Genomic DNA, 22,648 nt, shown 5'->3' with positions numbered 1-22,648 from the left:
CGCATGAACAGGCCCTCTCAGTCGGAGAGCCGGATCGCCGCGCTGCCCGCCCCGCTGCGTGAGGCACTCGCCCAGCGTCTCGCGGGCCGACAGGACGCATCCACCCATCAGCCGATCCCCGCGCGTCCCCGCGACGCGACGCCGCCGATGTCCTACGGCCAGCAGCGTCTCTGGTTCATGGAGGATTTCGCGCCGGGCGGCACCGACTTCCACATGGCGCTGCCCCTCAGGCTCTCGGGCGCCGTGGACACCGAGGCGCTGCGGTCGGCGGCCGGGCAGCTGGTGGCGCGGCACGAGGCGCTGCACACCACGTTCGACATGGTGGAAGGTCGGGGCGTTCAAGTGCTGCGCCCGGACCTGGCACCGCAGTGGTCGGCCGTGGACGTGTCGGACACCCCCGAGCCGGACCGTGAGGCGCGGGTCCGCGATCTGGTCCGGAGCGAGATGGGCCGTCCGTACGACCTCCGGAACGGGCCGCTGGTCCGCGTCCTTCTCGTGACGCTGTCGGCCACGGACCATGTGTGCGTCCTCGGAATGCACCACATGGTGTCCGACGGCTGGTCGATGGGGATCGTGGCCCGCGAGTGGGGGGAGCTCTACGCCGCCCAGGTGGAGGGGCGTACGGCCCGTCTTCCCGAAATGCCCCTCCATTACCCGGACTTCGCTGCCTGGCAGCGGGAGCAGGTCGAGCACGACGGGCTGCTGGACGGACAGGTCGAGTGGTGGCGCGAGCGCCTGGACGGGCTGGCGCCGCTGGAACTGCCCACCGACCGGCCGCGCCCTGCGGTCCGCACCTCGGCCGGCGGCGCCCACTTCTTCGACATTCCCCAGGCCGTCCATGCCGGAATCCAGGAGCTGGGGCGCACCCACGGCGCCTCGCTCTTCATGGTGCTGACGGCAGCGGTCAAGGCGGTCTTCGCCCGTTGGTCGGGCCAGGAGGACATCGCGCTGGGCACCTCTTCGTCCGGGCGCGATCGGAAGGAGCTGGAACAGCTCGTCGGGTTCTTCGTCAACACGGTGGTCCTCAGGTCGCACGTCGATGCCGCGATGTCGTTCGACGCGCTCCTGGAGCGGGTGAAGGAGAACGCGCTCAACGCGTTCGCCCACGCGGACGTGCCGTTCGACCGGCTCGTCGAGGCACTGCGTCCGGAGCGGGACCCCAGCCGTACCCCCCTGGTGCAGGCGGGCATCGTGCTGCACAACACCCCGGCCAACGCTGCCGTCTTCCCCGGTGTCGAGACCTCGGAGTACCCGCTCGACCGGGAGACGGCGCAGTGGGACATCACCCTGGACTTCGCCGAACGCGACGGCGCTCTGCTCGGTATGGCCGAGTACAGCACCGACCTCTTCGACGCCGCGACCGTCGCCCGCCTGTGCGGTCATCTCACCACCCTCCTGGCGGCGGCCGTCGCAGACCCCACACGGTCGGTGGCCGAGCTGCCGATGCTCGCCGACAGCGAGTACAGGCAGGTCGTGGAGGAGTGGAACGCGACGCGAAGCGCCCCCGGCCCGGCGGCGTCGCTGCACGAGCGCGTTGCCGAGCAGGCCGTGCGCACGCCCGACGCGGCAGCGGTGGTCCATGAGAACGAGACACTGACCTACCGCGAACTCGACGAGCGGACCAATCGGCTCGCCCACCTCCTGGCGGCCCGGGGTGCCGGACCCGGCACCCTCGTCGGGCTGTGCGTGGAGCGTGGTGTGGGCATGGCCGTCGGTCTGCTCGGCATCCTCAAGGCGGGTGCGGCGTACGTCCCGCTCGATCCGGGCTTTCCCGCCGACCGCATCACCTACATGCTCCAGGACTCCGGGGCCGACCTGGTCGTCATGGAGGAGAACACCCGGTCTCTCCTCCCGGAGGCCGGCGTCGCGACGGTGGCGCTGGACACGGACCGGGCCCTCCTGGCGCAGCAGCCCGTCACCGCTCCCGAGGTCACCCCTGCCCCATCGGATCTGGCCTATGTCATCTACACCTCGGGTTCGCTGGGCACTCCCAAGGGCGTGGCGGTCGAGCACCGCAACGTGCGGCACATCTGCAACGCCTGGGGCGAGCGGTACGGCCTCGCCGAGCTGAAGCTGCGCTTCCTGTCGGTCTCCAGCCTCTCCGTGGACCTCTTCTTCGCGGATCTCATCCGCTCCCTCCCCTTCGGCGGCACGCTGATCATCGCGTCCCGGGAGGTGACCACGGAGCCGTCGGCCCTGCTGGACCTCATCGAACGCACCGGAGCGACCGGCATCGAGATCGTGCCGTCCCTGATGACCGCCGTCGTACACGAGGTGGAGCAGCGCGGAGGGGAATTCCCGCCCCTGCGGCTGATATCGGTGGGCTCCGAGGGATGGCGGGTCGAGGACTGCCGCGATCTGCTCCGCCTGGCCGGGGACGACACCACGATCGTCAACGCCTACGGCGGCACCGAGGCCACGGTGGACTCGACCGTCTTCACCCCCACGCTCGACTCGCTGCGGGACGAGGTGTTCGTCCCCGTCGGACGCCCTCTGCCGGGCACCCGGGTGTACGTGCTCGACGACGCGCTGCGGCCCGTCCCGGTGGGCGTTCCCGGGGAGATCTACATCGGTGGCGAGGGCGTCAGCCGGGGCTATCACCGGCGCGACGACCTGACCGCCGAGCGTTTCCTCACCAGCCCCTTCGACCGTACGGACCGTCTCTACCGGACGGGGGACCGGGCCCGGCTCCTGGCCGACGGCAACCTGGTGTTCCTCGGCCGGGCCGACGACCAGGTCAAGATCCGTGGATTCCGGGTCGAGCTCGGGGAGGTCGAGAAGGCACTGCTGTCGCACCCGGCAGTCGGCAGCGCGGTGGTCGCCGCCCGGCAGGACCCGTCCGGCCGGCAGCGGCTCGTCGCCTACCTGGTCACCGGCCGTGAGGTGCCGGTCGCGGAGCTGCGCAGCCATCTCCGGGGACTGCTGCCCGACTACATGGTGCCGGCGCTGTTCATGACACTCGACGCGCTCCCCATGACACCCAGCGGCAAGGTCGACAAGCGGGCGTTGCCGACCCCCGAGGCCGATGGTGCCCGGCCCGATGCGGAGTACGTGGCGCCCCGGGACCGGACCGAGCAGATCCTCGCCGACATCTGGGAGGAGGTCCTGGGGGTCGAGCAGGTCGGCGTTCACGACAACTTCTTCGACTTCGGTGGCGATTCGATTCTCTCCATCCAGGTCGTCTCCAAGGCACGCCGGTCGGGCCTCGGACTGACGTCGAAGATGCTCTTCCTGCACCAGACCGTCGCCGCGCTCGCCGCGGCCGCGGAGCAGGTCGCCGTCGCCTCGCCCGCGATCGCCGAGGGCCCGGCCGAGGGGGCCGTCGCACTCACCCCGATCCAGAGGTGGTTCTTCGACGCGCACCCCGAAGAGCCGGATCACTACGCGATGTCGATCCAGCTGGAGCTGGCCCCGGACACCGACGGGGACGTGCTCGACCGCGCGCTTCAGGCCGTGGTCTCCCACCACGATGCCCTGCGCATGCGTTTCCGGCGGGAGGACGACGGGTGGATCCAGGAGTACGGCGACCTCGTCCCTCCCGGGCTGCTCGACATCCGCGACCTGACGTCCATGGACCCCGCCGGGCAGGAGCGCGCCGCGCACGACGCGGCCCTGAACGCACAGCGCTCGCACGACCTGGCGGCCGGCGCGCTGGTGAAGGGGGTTCTCCTGCGGCTGGGAGAAGACCGGCCGTCGCGTCTGTTCCTCGCGGTGCACCACCTGGTGATGGACGGCGTCTCATGGCGCATCGTGCTCACCGACCTGTCCACCGCGTACGAGCAGATCGCGGCGGGCCGGAGCGTCGACCTGGGCCCGCGGAGCACCAGCTTCCAGCAGTGGTCCCGACGGCTGACCGACCTCGTCCGCTCCGGCGGTCTCGACCACGTGATCGAGCACTGGGCGGCCGTGCGGCCGGACACCGCGCCGGCCCTGCCCAGGGACCGTGACGGGGAGAACCTCACGGCGCACGAGCGGACGGTGGAGGTGTGGCTGGGCGCGCAGGACACCGAGGCGCTCCTCCACCGGGTCCCGCACGTCTACCGGACGCAGATCAACGATCTGCTCGTGAGCGCGCTGGGCCGTGTCCTGGCGGAGTGGACCGGTCAGGACCGCATCGTGGTCGGGCTGGAGGGCCATGGCCGCGAGGAACTGTTCGACGACGTCGACCTGACCCGCACCGTCGGCTGGTTCACCTCCCACTTCCCCGTCGCGCTCACCCTGCCGACGCACGGCGACTGGGGCGCGACGATCAAGTCGATCAAGGAACAGCTGCGCGGCGTACCCCACCGCGGACTCAGCTACGACGCCCTGCGCTTCCTGTCCGGTCCCGGCACCCCGGGCCACGCGCTGCACCCGGACCGGCTGCCGGACATCAGCTTCAACTACATGGGGCAGTGGCAGGGAACCACCGGGGACGACGGCCTGCTGCGCGATCTCCTGCCGGGACTGGGGCGCGACCACGCTCCCGCACAGGCGCGCCCGTATCTGCTGGACGTGGTGGGCCTGGTCGACGACGGCCGGCTGGGCGTGCACTGGACCTTCTCCGACGAGGTCTTCGACCCTGCCACCATCGAGCGCGTCGCCACCGGGTTCATCACGGCGCTGGGCGAGCTGATCGGCCACTGCCTGCAGAGCGGGAGCGGCGGGGCCACCCCCTCCGACTTCCCGCTCGCCGGACTCGGCCAGGCGGACGTGGACCGGATCGTCGGCTCCGGGCAGACGGTCGAGGACATCTATCCGATGACCTCGGCCCAGGCCGGGATGCTCTTCCACTCCCTGGCGAACCCCGAGCACCCCGCGTACTTCGAGCAGATGGTGTTCGACTTCGACGGCGTGCGCGACCCGGACCTGCTGGCACGCGCCTGGCAGGAGGTGAACGACCACCTGGAGATCCTGCGCGGCTCGCTCCTGTGGGACCAGGTGCCCCGGCCGCTCGTGGTGATCCACCGAGAAGCGCCGCTGCCCGTACGGCACCTGGACTGGCGGGACATGGCGGAGGCGGAGCAGGAGCGGTCGCTGCGGCGCTTCCTGGCCGAGGACCGCGCACAGGGCCTGGATCTCTCGACGGCACCGCTGGCGCGGCTGGCCCTGATCCGTACGTCCGACAGCGCCGTCCGAGTCGTGCGCACCTCTCACCACGTGCTCCTGGACGGCTGGAGCGCCTCTCAGCTGCTCGCCGCGCTCTTCACGGCCCATGAGGCGCTGGCGGCGGGAGAGTCTCCCGCACTGCCCTCGCGGCGGCCGTTCCGCGCCTACGTCGAATGGCTGGAGGCTCAGGATCTCGAGCAGGCCGAGACGTACTGGCGGTCGCTCCTGGACGGGTTCTCCGAGCCGACGCGGCTGCCGTACGACCGGCGGCCTTCCTCGTCCCACCGGGCACGGTCCTCCTCCCGCCTGGTCAAGCACCTGACCCCGGAGGCCTCGCAGGAGCTGTTCGCCTTCGCACGGCAGCACCGGGTCACGGTGAACTCGGTGGTGCAGGGCGCCTGGGCGCTGCTCCTCTCGCGGTACGCGGGCGAGCGCGACGTGGTCTTCGGCGCGACGGTGTCGGGCCGGCCGGCCGATCTGCCGGGTGTGGATTCCATGGTGGGCATGATGCTCAACACCCAGCCCGTACGCGTCAGGATCGACGGCGCGCTCCCGGTCTCGGCATGGCTGGGGGAGGTGCAGCGCGCCCAGGCCGAGGCGCGGCAGTACGAGTACGTCCCGCAGTCGGAGATCCGCAGCTGGAGCGCTGTCGAGGGGAGCCGCAACCTCTTCGACTCCCTGCTCACGTTCGAGAACTTCCCGATGGACAGGGGCAGGGAGGGCACCGGGGAACTGCGGCTGCGGGCCCTGGAAGGTGTGGAGGTGACCAACTTCCCGCTGGTCCTCCGGGCCTTCGCGGACGACGTCCTCGACTACTCGCTCGCCTACGACCCGGAGTTGTTCGACGACGCCACCATCGCCCGCTTGGCCGGCCACTTCGAGGCTTTGATCGCGGGCATCGTCGCGGATCCGCAGGCCGTGGTGGACCGGATCGCGATGCTGACGGACGCCGAGATCGACCAGGAGCTCCACGGTTGGAACGCGGCGGGCGTGGTTCAGGGGTCGGGGGACTTCGCCCACGTGCGGTTCGCCCAGTGGGCGGAGCGGTCCCCGGACGCCGTCGCCGTCGAGTTCGAAGGGCAGTCCCTCACGTACCGGGAGGTGGACGAGCGGTCGAACCAGCTCGCCCATCACCTCGTCTCGCTGGGGGCGGGGCCGGGCCGGCTCGTGGGTCTCGCGGTCGAGCGCGGCCCCGACATGATCATCGGAACGCTGGGGATCCTGAAGTCCGGCGCCGCGTACGTGCCGCTCGATCCGGCCTATCCGGCGGAGCGACTGGCCTACATGCTGCGCCACTCCGAGGCGCACGTGCTGCTCACGCAGCGGGACCTGCGGGACCGGCTGCCGGTCTCCGGGGCACAGGAGCTGGAACTGGACGGCGACTGGTCCGGCATCGCCGAATGGCCGACCTGGCAGCCCGACGTCACGCTCAGCGGTGACGACCTGGCCTACGTGATCTACACGTCCGGCTCCACCGGGCAGCCCAAGGGCGTCGCGGTCGCCCACGCCGGCGTCGCCAATCTGATGCCGTGGCTTGAGCAGGCCTACCCCGTCGACCCCGGCGACAAGGTCCTCCTGCGGACCTCCATCAGCTTCGACGTGTCCGTGTGGGAACTGATGCTGTCCGTCCTCTCCGGTGCGACGGCCCACATCGTCTCCTCGGACGTGTCGAGGGATCCGGCCCATCTGGTGGACGTGATGGACCGGCACGGCATCACCCTCGCGCAGTTCGTCCCGTCCCTGCTGGGTGCGGTGCCGTTGGAGCGCAGGCCACATGCGCTCAGGCGGATCTTCGTCGGCGGTGAACCGCTGCCGAAATCGCTGGCGGACGAGGTCCGGTCGGCGTGGGACGTGCCCCTGGTGAACAAGTACGGCCCGACCGAGGCGACCATCCAGATCACCGTCGCGGACCACGAGGCGGATGCCGCGGGGGAGGAGACCGTCCCGATCGGCGGCCCGATCGCCAACGCCTCGCTGTTCGTCCTGGACCCCGAGCTGCGGCCGGTGCCCGTGGGTGTGGCCGGCGAGCTGTACGCGGCCGGCCCCGTCCTGGCCCAGGGATATCTCCGTCGGCCCGGACTGACCGCGGAGCGCTTCGTCGCCTGTCCCTTCGGGCCTCCGGGGGAGCGGATGTACCGCACGGGTGACCTGGTGCGGCGCCGGGCGGACGGCCGACTCGACTTCATCGGCCGTACGGACCGCCAGGTGAAGATCCGCGGCTTCCGGATCGAGCTCGGCGAGATCGAGTCCGCACTGGACCGGCTGCCGACGGTGCGGCAGGTCGCGGTGCTCGCCCGCGAGGACACCCCCGGCGAGCGGCGACTGGTCGCCTACTACACCGCCGAGCGCGCCCAGACCAGCGGAGAGCTGCGATCCGCGCTGGCCAAGTCCCTGCCGGAGTACATGCTGCCGGAGGTGTTCGTCCCCCTGGAACGGATGCCGCTGTCACCGAACAGCAAGATCGACACGAAGGCACTGCCGCGGCCCGAGGCCGTGGAGGAGCAGGTGAGCTCCTCCTACGTCCCGCCGCGCAACCCGACCGAGGAGACCCTCGCCGCGATCTGGGCCGAAGCGCTGCGGGTGGAGCGCGTCGGCGTCCACGACAACTTCTTCGAACTGGGCGGCAACTCCATCCTGTCCATCCTGGTCGTGTCCCGCACCCACAAGGCGCTGGGCGTCCAGGTGTCGCCGCGCCTGCTCTTCGACGCACCGACCGTCGCCGAGCTTGCCGGGGCCCTGGTTCCCGAGACGACGGAACTCGCGATTCCCAAGGTGTCGCGGGAGGGCGAACTGCCGATGTCCTTCGGGCAGCAGCGGCTGTGGTTCCTCCAGGACTTCAACGCGGACAGCACGGAGTACCACTCGTCGGCCGCGATCCGGCTGACGGGCCGGCTCGACCCCGCCGCTCTGCGCGGTGCGGTGGGCGATCTCGTCGCACGGCACGAGTCGTTCCGTACGACCTTCGACATGGTCGACGGCCGGGGAGTGCAGATCGTCCACCCGCTCCTGGAACCGCACTGGAAGGACGCCGACCTGTCCGCGGTGCCCGCCGCCGAGCAGGAGGAGAGGCTCCGGGAGCTGATCCGGGCGGAGGCCGGCCGGCCGTACGACCTCAAGGGCGGGCCGCTGCTTCGGGTGCTGCTCGTGAAGTGCGCCCAGGAGGAGCACGTCCTGGCCCTCGGCACTCACCACATCGTGACGGACGGCTGGTCGACCGGGATCGTCACGGAGGAGCTCGGCGCGCTGTACGCCGGCCGGGTCCGCGGCACTGCCGCGGCACTTCCCGAGGTTCCCGTCCAGTACGCGGACTTCGCCGCCTGGCAGCGCGGCCGCCTCGAAGACGGAGGCCTGCTGGGTGAACAGCTCGATTGGTGGCGGGAGCGGCTGCGGGATGCCGCTCCGCTGGACCTGCCCCTGGACCGTCCGCGTCCGCCGGTGCGGTCCACCGACGGGGCGGCGTACCGCTTCGAGCTGCCCGGATCCCTGGTCGCGCAGGTCAAGGAGGTGGCCCGTGGGCAGGAGGCGACCCTGTTCATGGCTCTGACGGCGGCGGTCAAGACCGTCTTCGCCACGTACTCGGGGCAGCAGGACATCACCGTGGGAACGGCTACCGCGGGCCGCGGCCATGCCGGGCTGGAACGGCTGATCGGCTTCCTGGTGAACACCGTGGCACTGCGGTCGCACATCGACCCCGCCATGTCCTTCAACGATCTGCTCGGCCGGATCCGGACGACGGTCCTGGACGCCTTCGCCCATGAGGAGGTGCCGTTCGAGCAGGTGGTGGAGGCGGTACAGCACGAGCGCGACACCAGCCGCACCCCGCTGTTCCAGGTCATGGTCGTCATGCAGGATCTGCTCGGCTCCGGCCTGGAGCTGCCGGGCCTGCGCGCGTCGGCCGTGGAACTGGAACGCAGGACGGCCCTGTACGACCTCACCCTGGAATTCGAGGAGCACGAGGGCGGGGTACGAGCCCTTGTCGAGTACAGCACCGCGCTGTTCGACGAGGCGACGATCGCCCGGTTCGCCGAGCACCTGCGGGTCCTGCTGGAAGTCGCCGTCGTGGATCCGGAACGTGCCGTGTCCAGGCTTCCCCTGCTTTCGGACGACGAGTTCGAGAAGGTCGTCCACACGTGGAACCGGACGGGCGGAGCCGCCTTCCCCAACAGCACTCTCCACGAGCAGATCGCCGCGCGGGCCGCCGCAGCGCCCGATGCCATCGCCGTCCTGCACGGCGACGCCACCCTGACGTACCGGGAACTGGACGAGCAGGCCAATCAGCTCGCGCGTCATCTGATCACCCTGGGCGCAGGCCCCGGCGTGCTCGTCGGACTCTCCGCCGAGCGCGGCGCGCAGCTCGTGGTCGGCCTCCTCGGCATCCTCAAGTCCGGCTCCGCCTATGTGCCGCTGGACCCGGCCTATCCGGTGGACCGTCTGCATCACATGATGCGTGACTCCGGCGTGAAGATACTGGTCACCCACCGGGTCGCCGAGGGCCGACTCCCCGTCGCCGAGGCCGTGGTGGTCGATCTGGAGCACGACCGGCCGGCTCTCGCCGGCTACCCGGTCCATGCCCCGGGCACAGCGGTCAACGGCACGGATCTCGCCTATGTGATCTACACGTCCGGGTCCACCGGCCGCCCCAAGGGGGTGGCCGTGGAACACCGGTCGGTGCTCAACCTGCTGGCGAACAGCTCCGGGCTGTACCGATTCGACGAGCAGGACGTATGGACGGTCTTCCACTCCTACGCGTTCGACTTCTCGGTCTGGGAACTGTGGGGATCCCTGCTCACCGGGGGCCGTGCGGTCATCGTGCCGCAGGACGTGGCACGCGACCCCGAGTCGATGTGGACCCTGCTGCGCGACGAGGGCGTCACGATCCTCAGCCAGACCCCCACGGCGTTCCGCGAGTTGGTACTGACCGCCGGCGAGCCGCTTCCCGCCCTGCGCTGGGTGGTATTCGGCGGTGAGGCCCTGGAGCCCAAGCACCTCGTCCCCTGGTTCGACCGCTTCGGATCCACCGGCACCCGGCTGATGAACATGTACGGCATCACCGAGACCACGGTCCACGTGACGTACCAGGAGATTCTCCCCGTACATCTGTCCACGGGGCGACGCATCCCGGCGGGCCGGCCCCTGCCGAGCTACCGTGTGCTGCTGCTCGACGCCTCCGGTACGCCGGTGCCCATCGGTGTCCCCGGTGAGATCCACGTTGCCGGTGCCGGGCTCGCCCGCGGCTATCTGAACGACCTGGAGCTGACCGCCGACCGCTACCCGCCCAACCCCTACGCCGCGCCGGGCGAGCGAATGTACCGCTCCGGCGACATCGCCCGATGGTGCGCGGACGGCACCCTGGAGTACCTGGGCAGGATCGACGACCAGGTCAAGATCCGTGGCTTCCGCATCGAGCTGGGCGAGATCGAGACGGCGCTGATGCGCCATCCCGACATCCGCGAGGCCGTCGTGGTGGCCCACCAGGAGGAGGACGGCCACCGCCGGCTGGTCGCCCATGTGGTGACCGATCGGGGGCTGTCCACGCCCGTGCTGCGCGAGCATCTCTCCGCCTGGCTGCCGGACCACATGGTCCCGGCCGTGTTCGTCACGCTGGACAGGCTGCCTCTCTCACCGACCGGCAAGGTCGACCGGCGTGCCCTGCCCGCCCCGCAGGTGGCGGCGGACGGGGTCAGCACCGACCACGTCGCTCCGCGCACCGAGACGGAGAAGCTCCTGGCAGAGATCTGGGCGGACGTCCTGGGTGTCGGGCAGGTGGGCGTCCACGACAACTTCTTCGCTCTCGGTGGTGACTCCATCCTCTCGATCCAGCTCACCTCGCGCGCCCGGCAGGCCGGACTGCCCCTGACGTCCAAGTCCCTGTTCCTGCACCAGACGATCGCGGCCCTGGCAGGGGTGCTGGAGCAGGCACCCGTATCGGCCCCCGTGCCTGAGCAGCAGGCCACGGCGGTCCGAGGCGAGGTCGAGCTCACCCCGATCCAGCGATGGTTCTTCGCCGAGCACCCGGTCGATCCGGACCACCACGCGATGTCCGTGCGGCTCGAACTGGCCCCCGGCACCGACAGTGAGCTCCTCGGCAGGGCCCTCACCGCCGTGGTCGCCCGCCACGACGCCCTGCGCATGCGCTACGTCTCCGGCCCGGACGGATGGAGCCAGGAGTACGGGGACGCTCCGGACGGACTGCTCACGGTGCACGACCTCACCGGGGTGGACCCCGCGCTGTGGGACACCGCTCTGGCCGACGCGGCACTGGCGGCCCAGCAAGGACTCACCCTGTCCACGGGAACGATGATCAGGGGAGCCTTCTTCCACCTGGGCGGAGAGCGGCTGCCGCAGCTGTTCCTGGCCGTCCACCACCTGGTGATGGACGGTGTGTCGTGGCGCATCCTCCTGGAGGACCTGAGCGCCGTGTACGCACAGCTCGCCCAGGGCCGACCCGTTGATCCGGGCGTCCGTACCAGCAGCTACCAGGACTGGGCGCGGCGCCTGGCGGACCACGTCCGCTCCGGCGGTCTCGATCACGAAGTGGCGTACTGGGAGGGCGTCACCGGTTCGCGTGCCATCCCCCGGGACGGCACGGCGCCGCACACGGCCGGCAGCGCGGAGACGGTCTCGGTCCGCCTGGGGCGCGACGAGACCGAAGCCCTGCTCAAGCGGGTGCCCGGGCTGTTCCGTACACAGATCAACGATGTCCTGCTCGCCGTCCTCGGCCGGACACTCGGCGCCTGGGCAGGCCGCCCGGTGACGGTGGCCCTGGAGGGACACGGCCGCGAAGAGCTCTTCGAGGAGATCGACCTGGCCCGTACCGTCGGCTGGTTCACCACGATCTATCCCGTCACCCTCGACGTGCCCGACGGGGAGTGGGCCACCGCCCTCCGGACGGTCAGGCGGCAGTTGCGGTCGGTCCCGGGCCGCGGCCTCGGCTACGGCGCGCTGCGCCATCTCTCCCCGGCCGAGGGACCGGGGCGCGTCCTGGCGGAGCAGGAGCACCCGCGTATCAGCTTCAACTACCTGGGCCAGTGGGATCCGTCGGGCGGCGAGGACGGCCTCATCCGCGGTGAGCTGGACGGCCTGGGCCGTGACCGGGCTTCGGACCAGCCGCGCCCCCACCTGATCGACGTCGTCGCGGCCGTCACCGGAGGCGAGTTGCGCGTCGACTGGATCCACTCTCCCGCGAACCACAGCACCGCCACTGTCGAGCAGCTGGCGCAGGAGTTCCTTCTGGGCCTGCGACAGATCACCGCGCAGGTTCTCCATGACTGAAAGGACGCATGATCCCGTGGCTCGCTACACCCTGACCCGGACAGAGTCGGCTACGGTCGGCGACATCGCGGACCGGTTCCTGGCCGCCCACCAGACCTGGGATCCGTTGCGGGACGCCGATGAGGTCCGCGCCTGGTCCGAGGAACTCCCCGTCGGAGTGAGAAAGTTCCTCGCCGCCGGTCGCACGGGCGAGGACCCGATCATCTCGGTGTCGAACCTTCCGCTCAGCGAAGAGCTCGTCCCCACCCCGCCCGGCTGGGAGATAGCGGAGAAGGAGGGCGCGGCGATCCGGGAGGAGGTGGTGCTCCTGCTGCTCGCCTCGGTGCTCGGTGACCCGTTCGGCTGGGCGAACCAGCAGAACGGTCGGCTCGTGCACGACGTATGCCCGGCCAAGGGCAAGGAGAACTCCCTCACCAGCGCGAGCAGCAAGGCCCAGCTCGCCCTGCACACGGAGGACGTCTTCCACGCCTGCCGTGGTGACTACGTGGCCCTGCTGTGCCTGCGCAACCCGGACCGGGTGGGCACGACGGTGGCCGGCCTCGACGTACTGACGCTGCCCGAAGAGGTCCGGAAGGTGCTCGAGCAGAACCGGTTCCGCTTCTTCCCGGACGATTCGCACGAGACGGCGCCGCAGTACGCCGGCGGCCAACTCGTGGCGCGCGGGGAGCGCGAGCACGAGACCGCCTCGGTGCTCTTCGGCCCCTCGGACGCTCCTTACCTCCGTATGGACGAGGACTTCACCAGCCCTCTGCCCGGTGATCTGGAGGCCGAGGCGGCGATGCGGCAGTGCGCGGAACAGCTGGCGGGATCCGCCGAGCGCGTGGTGCTCAGCCCGGGCGAGGCGGTCTTTCTGGACAACTACCAGGTCGTGCACGGCCGGGATCTGTTCACTCCCCGCTACGACGGCACGGACCGGTGGCTGAAGCGCACCAGCATGGTGCGGGATCTCCGGCGCACGTATGTGCACACCGGATCACGCTCACGGATTCTGGGCTGATTTCGGGCCAGCCGACCATCACTGCCGAAGGAGAGGCCGCTGTGACTCGCCCGCCCGCCGGGAAACGAGATTTCACCCTGTTGTGGGCAAGCCAGACGTTCAGTGAGTTCGCCTACAGCACATCACTGCTCGCACTGCCGCTGATCGTTCTCACCGTGACCGGATCGCCGTCCCAGGCCGGCTTCATCGGGTTCGTGGACGCCGCGACGATGGTGCTGGCCGGGCTGCCGGCCGGCGCCGTCGCGGACCGCTACGACCGGCGCACCGTGATGCTGTGGTGTCAGGCCGGGCTGGTCCTCGTCTTCGTCGGCGTGGCGGTGGCACTGTGGGCGGGGGCGGCCTCCCTCGGCGTCCTGGCGGCGTTCGCCGTCGCCAACGGCGCCCTCACGGCGGTGCTCTTCACCACCGCCTCCGCCATGGTTCCGTCCCTGGTTCCCGAGGAGGAGCTGTCGGGCGCCGTGGCCGCGAACGCGGCACGCACCTACGCCGGACAGCTCCTGGGCACCTCGGCCGGCGGCTTTCTGCAATCCATGCGGAACTCCCTTCCCTTCGCGCTGGGAGCCGTGGCGCACACCGTCGGCCTGGTGGTGCTCCTGTTCCTCAGGCCGCAGCCCTCCGTCCCTCGGCAGAAGCCCCGTGGAAAGCCCGGCCAGGAACTGGTGGAGGGGATCCGGTGGATCGCGGGGCAACCGTTTCTCCGGCTCGGCCTTCTGTACGCGACGGTCGCCAACTTCGCCTACGGAACCGTGTACTTCATCGTCATCGCATCGGCGAAGCAGAGCGGCATGGACTCGGGGCTCATCGGTCTGATGGCCGCCCTCCTCGGCGTGGGTGGGCTGCTGGGCGCACTCGTGTCACCGAAGCTCCTGCGGGTCCTGACAGGATCCCGGCCCGTCTTCCTGGTGCTGTGGTTGTTCGGGGTCCTCACCTTCGGAATCGCTTTGCTGCCGGGCCGCTTCACCCCCGGAGTGCTTCTCGGCGTGGCCGCGTTCGCCGCACCCACGGCGAGCGCGTACTTCACCACCCACCAGCTGCTCCTGACGCCGGACAGTCACCGGGGCCGGGTGATGAGCGTGGCCCAGGTGTCCGGGAGCAGCGCCGCGGCCGCGCCGCTGGTGGGCGGGGTGGCCTACGACCTGGCCGGACGGGCTCCCAGCCTGCTGGCGTGCGCGACCGTCCTGGTCGGCATCGCGTTGTCCGCAGTGCTGAGCCCCGTCATGCGGAACCCTCCCCGCGCCGCTGCCCGGGACGACGAGGAAAGAGGGAAGGCCCCCGAACCGTCCAGCGCCGCACAGGCGTAGGGCAGGAAGCCGTGGCCTGGACGGCACGTCCGCCATGCTGAGTCAGGGCGTACGGGCGTACGGGCGTACGGGAGTCCCGTACGAACGCCGCCGATACCCTGACGAGCCATTCCACCTCCTCCGCGAAGGCCGCCTCCCGGTTGGCCGTCGACGCGGGGGAGGAGATGTCGGCCATGAGCCCGACCGCCGCCTCCTTGCCCCTCTCGTGCAGGGCGCAGCGGAGCCGTCGTGCCTCCTCGTCCGGCGACTCCCCACCGACGATCGGCACCGGGCCCTCGCACGGAGGCCCCGGCAGGTAGGGGCGAAGCTCGACACAGCCGTCGAGTATCTCGATGACGCGCCGGTAGAGCTTGTACTCGAGCCCCGTCGGCGGAATCCACCCCAGCCCCGCTCTGGGCGGCGGTTCCAGCGCGATCGTGGGGATCTCCCGGTAGATCGCACGCCACAACGGATAGAGCCGCAGGTAGGAGCGGTAGTTGGTCCACCACAGCCTGGTCGCCGCCCCCCAGGAGGGGACGGTCAGGCCGAACAGTTGGAGGAGGGACCCGACACACGCGAAGAACCAGTAGAGGGGTTCCAGAGCTCTCATGTCGAAGCCGAGCTGGGTACCGATCACCTGAGTGCCGCGGATCACGCAGTACGTCAGGAGGAAGGCGGCGCCCAGCGAGGCGGTCACCAATCCGATGCGCAGGGCCCTGGCGTGCGCGATGCGCGAATAGCGATGGCACATGCGCAGGGCGCCCACCTGCCCGCCGGCGCAGACGGAGAGGTAGAAGAGCATGTAGGCGGCGTTCTCGGCTTCGTACATGCCGTGGAGGAGCGTTCCGCCGGCCGAGATGCTCAGCCGGTGGAGATCCACCAGAAAGTACATGCACACGAGGGCGAGGAGGATGAACTGGAAGATGTGGACGCGTCGTCTCGCCCGGTTCCTCGCCTCATCGGGCGGCTGGGACCAGTAGATGAGGACCACCTGCTGGGCCGCCGAGAAGATCACCACGGCGGCGTGTGTCATGACCGTGGTGATCTCGGGATAGCGGAGGAACTCGGAGACCGCTGAACGCAGCCAGCTGACGTTCAGCAGGAAGCAGAGCCCGGTGGCGAGGAAGTAGACCTCGAGTGCGCGGAGAGTGGGGTCCGCCCGCCTCCGTATGAGCTCCGGCAGGCGGTAGAGGAATGCCGCCAGACCCGCCACGGCGCACAGGTGTATCAAGAAGGCGTCGACCGTATTCACTCGGAGGACGACCGGGTGACGTGCCCGACGGTGTTCTCCACCCGGGCCAGGACGGCCGCCGCTTCGGGTGGGAGGGGCGGGCGGTTGCCCGGCGCGCGCTTGCGGGACCGGGCCAGCATGAGCGAGGCCATGAGTTCGGCCTCCTGCTCGTCCCGCTCGCAGTACGTGGAGCGCTGAAGTACCCCCTGGACGAGGTCGGGGGAGAGGTCGGGGAAGAGCCCCAGCGGGACGCCGTGCTTCTGCCCTCCGTCGAGAGCGTGCTCACAGAGGATGTGGGACAGTTCATGGGCAACGATGTGTTCCTGATGTGCCCTGCTGGTGTTCGCCTGGTAGACGATCAGATCGGATTCGGACGTGGCGATCCACAGTCCGTGCAGGGAGGAACTCTCCAGATCCACGGGCGCCAGGCGGATGGGGCGTCCGGTGCGGCGGCTCACCTCGTCGCACAGCTCCTCGATCCCGGAGTTGTAGGGGATGCCGAGACCGTCGATCACCTTCTGGCAGTGACGCCGTAAGCGCCTGAACTTCGCCCTGCGGCCGGCGGAGGGCGCCAGGTGGGCCCCTCTGCCGAAGCGCAGTGCTGCCAGTATGTCCATCCCCCACATGAACACGTACTCCTTCCGAGTTCCTTCCAGGCCGGCAGCTTCGCGGCGTCGCGTCACGCCTGTGGTGAACCGTCGTCGGCGGCACCCAGACCTTCCACGTCACGCAACTGGTTGACCAGTTTGGCGATGCTCTGCCGGCTCGACTGCGAAAGACCGCTGGCGCGCAGCGCCAGACTCCGCACGTCCGCCTCCTTGAGCGCGTCGAGGAGTGCCAGTTGCTCGTCGACGCGCTCCGCGTGGACGTCGTCGAGGAAGTACGCCGGCTGCACGCCGAAGTAGCGTGCCAGCGCTTCGAGATGCCTCTTGGTCGGATTGGTCTTGCGCCCCGTGCGCAACTGCCAGATGTAGGTGGCGCTGATGGTCTTCTCGCCGGCTGCGATGTTGATCGAGGTCGCAACCTCCTCGTGGGAGGGCGGACGGCCGCCTGGTCGCGCGTTGAAGAGGTGATCAAGCTTTTCGGCAAGGGTGCGTGCAAGACCGACAGCATCGTGATGCGCAGCTACGTCGCTCATCCAGCCGTACTCCTTCCGGACCTCCGAAACCCCGCGGTGGAAACCCTACCCAAAGGGCGAACTGCGAGTGATCAATTGGCCTAAAGAGTCCCTCCCTCGCCGTCACCGACGGGCTAGTCTTACTTCAGTCATCAACTTAGGTGAATGGCCGGGCTTGTTCGAGATCTCTCCGGCGGTCATACCTGCAGGTCGGACGCGTTGTCGCAGCTCCACAGACTACTCATCCGGACTTCGACTCGACGACTGGCGGGCAGCCGCCCCTGATCATGAGGAGATCCTTCGTTGGTTGCCCTGCGCCTCTCGGTTGAAGATCTTTCCCGCGTGCGCTTCGCCAGCACGCTGGGCGCCGCGTTCGAAACCCACCTGGCCGAGGCCAGATACTCGGACACGCGACAGGACGCGTTCTCCGAGTGGCGGCGCAAGGTGAAGAGACGCCTTCGTCACCGTGCGCCGGCGCCGGCACTCCAAGGCCTGTCAGGGCCGCCACCCCCCGCCGATGGACGCCTGTTCCAGGCCGCCGCCGTGGAACCCTTCTGGCAGCGGATACACAGCCACCTGGAGCAGGAGAACAACGCGAGGCTCCGTTCGGTGATGTCCGAAGGCGTCGAGGGTGTGCTCAACCAGCTTCATCCCGCCATCAGTTGGCAGGCGCCCTGTCTCCGGGTGGACACCGCCTCCGGGCCGGAGGAGATCGAACTCGCCGGTGGGGGGCTGCTGATCACGCCCTCCTTGTTCGCGGCGCAACCCCTCATCCTGGCGGCCGACAGGACCCACCAGGGAGTCCCGGCCCTGGCCTACAGCATCTGCCTGGACACCGACTCCGCCGCAAGCATCTGGCAGGAAGAGGAGGAGGACAGGGACGCCTCGCTTCGCGAGCTCCTCGGCCACACACGGGCCAGCGTCCTGGCGTCCGTACGCCATCCCAAGACCACCAGCGAGATCTCCCGCTCTCTTCACATCTCGAACCCCTCCGCGAGCAAGCACGTCGGCGTTCTGCGCCGGTCCGGGCTCGTGTCCACGTCCCGCCGGAAGGGTTTCGTCGTGCACAGGCTCACACAGTTGGGCGAAGCAGTCCTCGGATGACGATTGGCTTGAAAGCATCATGATCACGAAATCTCCCTGGCTTGTGACCTTCCAGGCCCGCTCGACAGCGGAACGCCGCCTGATCACCTTCCCGCACGCCGGCGGAAGCGCGAGCTTCTTCCGACCCTGGGCGTCCCACCTCGACGGCACTCTGGAACTGAGTGCGGTCCAGTACCCCGGCAGGGAAGGGCGGATGTCAGAGCCACTGGTGCCCTCCATGGCAGAGCTGGCGACTGCCGTGGCAGAGGCGCTCCACGCGGACAGAACCGGACGGGAGACCATTCTCTTCGGTCACAGCATGGGCGCCGCGGTGGCCTACGAGACCCTCCGCCTCTTGGAGGCCTCCGGCTCGTCTGCCGTCACCCGCCTCTGCGTCTCCGGCCGGCAGCCCGACGGCGCGGAGACGCTCACGGTCCCACGCCTTCGGACCGATCGTGAGCTACTCGATTCGATGAGTGAACTCGGCGGTACTCGGTCAGCCGTGCTGGACGACCCCGACCTCAGGGCGATGGTCCTCGGCATCGCCCGCAACGACTACTACCTGATCGACAGTTACCGGCGAGCCCCCGCTGCCGCGCGGCTCGGGGCGGAGGTGGTGGCCCTGATGGGGGACAAGGACGCCCAGACGGTTCCGCAGCGCATGGAGGAGTGGTCCTCGGTGACGACGGGGCCGTTCGCACTCCACGTCTTCACCGGTGGTCACTTCTTCCTCGCGGAGCACACGGAAAGCGTGCTGCGAGTGGCCACCGCCGCACGCGTCGGCTCGAGCTGACAGGTCACCTGCGCCTCTGGAGTCTCTGGGCGAGTTCGGAGCGCACCGTCGCCACCGGCCGGGCCCGCGGCGGCAGCTGGGACACCGCGCTCGCCAATTCCTTCGGTTTCGGCGGGCACAACGTGTCCCTGATTCTCGGGTGACCCTGGAGAGCCGTGGGACGCGTTCTGACGGAGCCGCCTCTGCGCTGCCCGTCGGGCAGCCACGGCGGGAACCGGACAGGAAAGGCCCCGGCATGAGCCATTCCGGCCTTGCCGTCGGCCGGAGCATTCCGCTGCGGCACGTGTGCGCGGCATGATCTCGCCGCCACCGCTCGGGTGGTGATCAAACGAGTTTTGGTCACGAGGAGCGAGAGATGCCCGCACGCGTTCCATCCAGCAGGCGCAGCAGAGGCACATGGAGACGGGCCTTGGCGGCCGCCGCGGTGGTGGCGGCGACGGGGAGCGTGCTCACCGTCGCCCCGCAGCCCGCGCAGGCTGCCTTGCCCGCGCACCCCATAGCCGATCCGGTGCACTACTGGAATGACGTTCTTCTGCAGGTCATCCGCCGCGAGGGCGGTGGGCCCGGGCCGATGGCCCGTGCGGCCGCGATGATGAACGCCGCGATCTACGACGCGGAGAGCTCGTACCAGTTGAAGTGGAAGGGCAAGATCACCTCCGAGGCCTACATCCACGCCGAGAAGTACGCCGGCTGGGTCGAGGGACCGGACGAGGAAGAACGGGTGATCGGGCGGACCGCCTACAACATCCTGCTGAAGCTGTACGGCAAGAACCAGGCCCAGTTCCTGGACGCGAAGTTCCGTGAGCGGTTCGGAACCGAGCCCACTGAGTTCGACCTCCTCGACGTCACCGTCGTCAACAAGATGGTGACGCAGATGATGGACGCGCGGAACGGGGACGGCTCCGACGACGACCGGGTGTACGCCGGTTCGTTCGAACCGGGGGCCTGGCGGCCGACGAGCTACCCGGACATGCCCGACCCGTCCTGCTCGCAGCACAGCCAGGCGGTCTCGCCCTACTGGGGGCTGGTCACGCCCTTCGCCCTCAGCTCCGGATCGCAGTTCCGCCCGCCGACGCCGGGGCTGTACGGAACGTACGCGAAGCTGCTCGCCGGCGACGCGTACAAGGCGCAGGTGGAAGCAGTCCGCTCGGCGGGCGCGGACGGGCCGACCGCGAAGACGCCCGTCGTCAACCGCACCGCGGACCAGGAGGCCGCCGCCTGGTTCTGGGCCAACGACCTGGACGGCACGTACAAGCCGCCGGGCCAGCTGCTCCAGGCGACCCGTGAGGTGGCGCACGCACGCGGACTGGACACCTACGAGAACGCCAGGCTCTTCGCCCTGGTCTCGATCGCGATGGCGGACGCGGGGATCGCGGTCCGGGACGTGAAGTTCCTGACGAACATCGACCTTTGGCGCCCGGTCTCCGCCATACGTGAGGGCGGGCTCGACCCCGAGTGGAAGCCGCTGCTCAAGACCCGGGCGGGGGTGAACGTCAACCCGTGCTTCCCGGCGTGGGCCTCGGGCCACGCGACGTTCGGCGCGGCGTGGGCCGGCATCATGCAGCGGTACTTCGGCAGCGACGGCATCGCGTTCGACATGACCACCGACGACCCGCAGTCGCCCGTGAAGACCCGCCACTTCACCAGCTTCAGCTCCGCCGCCCGCGAGGACGCCTACAGCCGTGTCTGGCTCGGTGTCCATTTCCCCTGGGACGCCGAGGACGGCCTCAAGCTCGGTGACCAGGTCGCCGCTCACGTCTTCACCAACAAGCTCCGCAAGTTCTGACAGCCGCTCACGAGACGGCTCCGCGGGCGCGCAGCGCACCTGCGGGGCCGTCCCGTTCGGCCGTGGAGCCGCCCGGTGGCCCCGTGTCGGACATCCGCCCCGCCGGGTTCGGCGCCGGGCCTGATACCCCGGCGCGTGCAGTCCCGTAGGAGCGAGGCGTGCGCAAGCGCCGGCGGGGCGGGCACAGGCCGTTCACCCGGCCGCCCGCGGGCGGACACCACACGCGCGGTGCACAACCGCGGCGGCGACATCGAGGTGTCCGGCGGTACCGGCTTTACCGTGCGCGTGACCGGGACACCGGACCGCACCGGCCGCGCACCGACGACGCGTATGGCCTTGGGTGGACTCACCGTTGCCGCTGTCGCCTGCGCAATAATGCCGTTGACGAGTGGGCGGACGCCCATTAGTGTTCGATCATGTCCATCGTACCGTTAGCGCGCACGAGACCCTCCGCACCCGAATCTCGTCAACACCGGCCGTCGCCGGAGCCGTTGGGCTCCCCGGCCGAACGCTACGGCCGGGCCGGGCTGGTGCCCTGGACACGTGGGCACGTTTCCCCAGGGCTTGTCGCCGCCTGACCCCCCTCCACCGGCCCCTGGTCCGGGCAGGGCGAGCCGCCGCTCGCCTCCCTGCCGTCATGGCCCGGATCGTTCACGGTTGCCGTACCCGCTGCTTCCCCGCCGGAATCGGAAACGGATCCCATGAACGCCCAGCACCTCACGGAACTGTTCTTCGCCCTGGCGGCCGTCGTGCTCCTGGCGCGACTGCTCGGCGCCGTGGCGCGCCGGTTCGACCAGCCGGCGGTCATCGGTGAGGTGCTGGCCGGCATCCTGATGGGGCCGACACTGTTCGGCGGCGCGGTGTCCGACCACCTCTTCCCGGCCGGTATCCGGCCGGGCCTGGGCGTCCTGGCCGCCGTCGGGGTCGCCGTCTTCATGTTCGTCGTCGGCCTGGAGTGGGACCCGGCCCTGGCCAGGGGCTCCGGGGGGTTCGCGGTCACCGTGTCCCTGAGTTCCGTCCTCCTGCCGTTCGGCCTGGGCGCGGCACTGGCCGTGTACCTCATGCGGGAGTACGACACCCCCGACAGGGCCGCGTTCGTGCTCTTCATGGGCATCGCCATGTCGATCACCGCGTTCCCGGTGCTGGCCCGGATCCTCACCGACCGGGGCATGGAGCGGACGACGCTGGGCGTGCTGGCGCTCGCCTGCGCCTCCATCGACGACGTACTGGCCTGGTCGGTACTCGCCGGGGTGGCCGCCCTGAGCGGGGCGGCGGGCCCGGGCCCCGCGAGGATGCTCCTCGCCCTGCCGTACGTGCTCGGCATGCTCTTCGTCCTGCGGCCCCTGCTGCGCCAGGTCCTGGCGTACGGGAGCACCGCCCGGCTCACCCCGGCGTGGTCGGCGTGCGCCCTCGTGGGGATGCTGGCGTCCGCCGCCACGACGGAGTGGGTGGGGCTGCACTTCATCTTCGGGGCGTTCCTGTTCGGCGCCGTCATCCCGCGTGAGCGGACGGCGCAGCTGCGAGCCGGGATCCGCGACCAGTTCGGCCGGCTCAGCGACGTACTGCTCCTGCCGGTCTTCTTCGTGGTCGCCGGGCTCAACGTCGACCTGTCGGGGCTGAGCGCGGGCGGACTCGGCGACCTGGGCCTGATCCTCCTGGTGGCCATCGGGGGGAAGTTCGCCGGCGCGTTCCTCGCCGCCCGCGCGCACGGGATGCCGTCGCGGCAGTCCGCGGCACTGGCCACCCTGATGAACACCCGTGGCCTGACCGAGCTCATCGCCCTGAGCGTCGGGCTGAACCTGGGAATCATCCAGCAGGACCTGTACTCGCTCATGGTCGTCATGGCGGTCGTGACGACGGCGATGGCCGGACCGCTGTTGCGGTGGCTCCTGCCCCGGCGGCTCATCGAGGCGGAAGCCGCCAGGGAATCCGTCTCCGCCGACTCCACCGACGCGCGACCGGACGCCCCCACCCGGACTTCACCCCCACCGGGGTGAGCCG

The 22,648-nt window shown here is 70.0% G+C and carries 10 protein-coding genes; 7 read left to right on the top strand and 3 right to left on the bottom strand.

Annotation, left to right across the window (positions count from 1 at the left end; translation table 11 throughout):
* Positions 1–3 precede the first annotated feature (3 nt).
* The 3 genes from BKD26_RS24490 to BKD26_RS24480 are packed head-to-tail and all read left to right on the top strand — an operon-like array spanning position 4 to position 14,658.
* On the top strand, positions 4–12,360 hold the full coding sequence (locus BKD26_RS24490) for a non-ribosomal peptide synthetase (RefSeq protein ID WP_084902060.1): 12,357 nt from the start codon (positions 4–6) through the stop codon (positions 12,358–12,360).
* 16 nt (positions 12,361–12,376) lie between these two features.
* Positions 12,377–13,357 (top strand): TauD/TfdA family dioxygenase, encoded by a 981-nt coding sequence (locus BKD26_RS24485; protein WP_241518807.1) that lies wholly within the window; start codon positions 12,377–12,379, stop codon positions 13,355–13,357.
* A gap of 41 nt (positions 13,358–13,398) precedes the next feature.
* Positions 13,399–14,658 carry an MFS transporter gene (locus BKD26_RS24480; protein WP_084902056.1) on the top strand — a complete coding sequence of 420 codons (1,260 nt, stop codon included), beginning with the start codon at positions 13,399–13,401 and terminating at the stop codon, positions 14,656–14,658.
* Here BKD26_RS24480 and BKD26_RS24475 read toward each other — a convergent pair.
* The 3 genes from BKD26_RS24475 to BKD26_RS24465 are packed head-to-tail and all read right to left on the bottom strand — an operon-like array spanning position 14,573 to position 17,006.
* Positions 14,573–15,889 (bottom strand): MAB_1171c family putative transporter, encoded by a 1,317-nt coding sequence (locus BKD26_RS24475; protein WP_084902053.1) that lies wholly within the window; start codon positions 15,887–15,889, stop codon positions 14,573–14,575. The genes BKD26_RS24480 and BKD26_RS24475 overlap by 86 nt on opposite strands.
* On the bottom strand, positions 15,886–16,494 hold the full coding sequence (locus BKD26_RS24470) for an ImmA/IrrE family metallo-endopeptidase (protein ID WP_107417972.1): 609 nt from the start codon (positions 16,492–16,494) through the stop codon (positions 15,886–15,888). The genes BKD26_RS24475 and BKD26_RS24470 overlap by 4 nt, the downstream gene beginning before the upstream one ends.
* A gap of 53 nt (positions 16,495–16,547) precedes the next feature.
* Entirely contained in the window at positions 16,548–17,006 is a 459-nt protein-coding gene (locus tag BKD26_RS24465) for a hypothetical protein (RefSeq protein WP_084902048.1), read from the bottom strand.
* 282 nt (positions 17,007–17,288) lie between these two features.
* On the opposite strand from BKD26_RS24465, the gene BKD26_RS24460 reads away from it, so the two are divergent.
* From BKD26_RS24460 to BKD26_RS24445, 4 genes are all read left to right on the top strand, one after another.
* A complete protein-coding gene (locus BKD26_RS24460; protein ID WP_143662703.1) occupies positions 17,289–18,089 on the top strand; it encodes a winged helix-turn-helix domain-containing protein in 801 nt (266 codons plus the stop codon).
* A gap of 19 nt (positions 18,090–18,108) precedes the next feature.
* Entirely contained in the window at positions 18,109–18,861 is a 753-nt protein-coding gene (locus BKD26_RS24455; RefSeq protein ID WP_084902044.1) for an alpha/beta fold hydrolase, read from the top strand.
* Positions 18,862–19,270: 409 nt separating this feature from the next.
* Positions 19,271–20,647: a vanadium-dependent haloperoxidase gene (locus tag BKD26_RS24450; RefSeq protein WP_241518806.1), complete on the top strand. Its 1,377-nt coding sequence runs from the start codon at positions 19,271–19,273 to the stop codon at positions 20,645–20,647.
* A 701-nt stretch (positions 20,648–21,348) separates the two neighbouring features.
* On the top strand, positions 21,349–22,644 hold the full coding sequence (locus tag BKD26_RS24445; protein WP_084902039.1) for a cation:proton antiporter: 1,296 nt from the start codon (positions 21,349–21,351) through the stop codon (positions 22,642–22,644).
* The last annotated feature ends 4 nt before the right edge of the window (positions 22,645–22,648 follow it).

This window comes from Streptomyces sp. CB03238, from assembly GCF_002099185.1.
Lineage (GTDB): Bacteria > Actinomycetota > Actinomycetes > Streptomycetales > Streptomycetaceae > Streptomyces.
The sequence above is the reverse complement of the archived record's forward strand: the minus strand, read 5'-3'. Positions and strand labels throughout refer to the sequence as shown.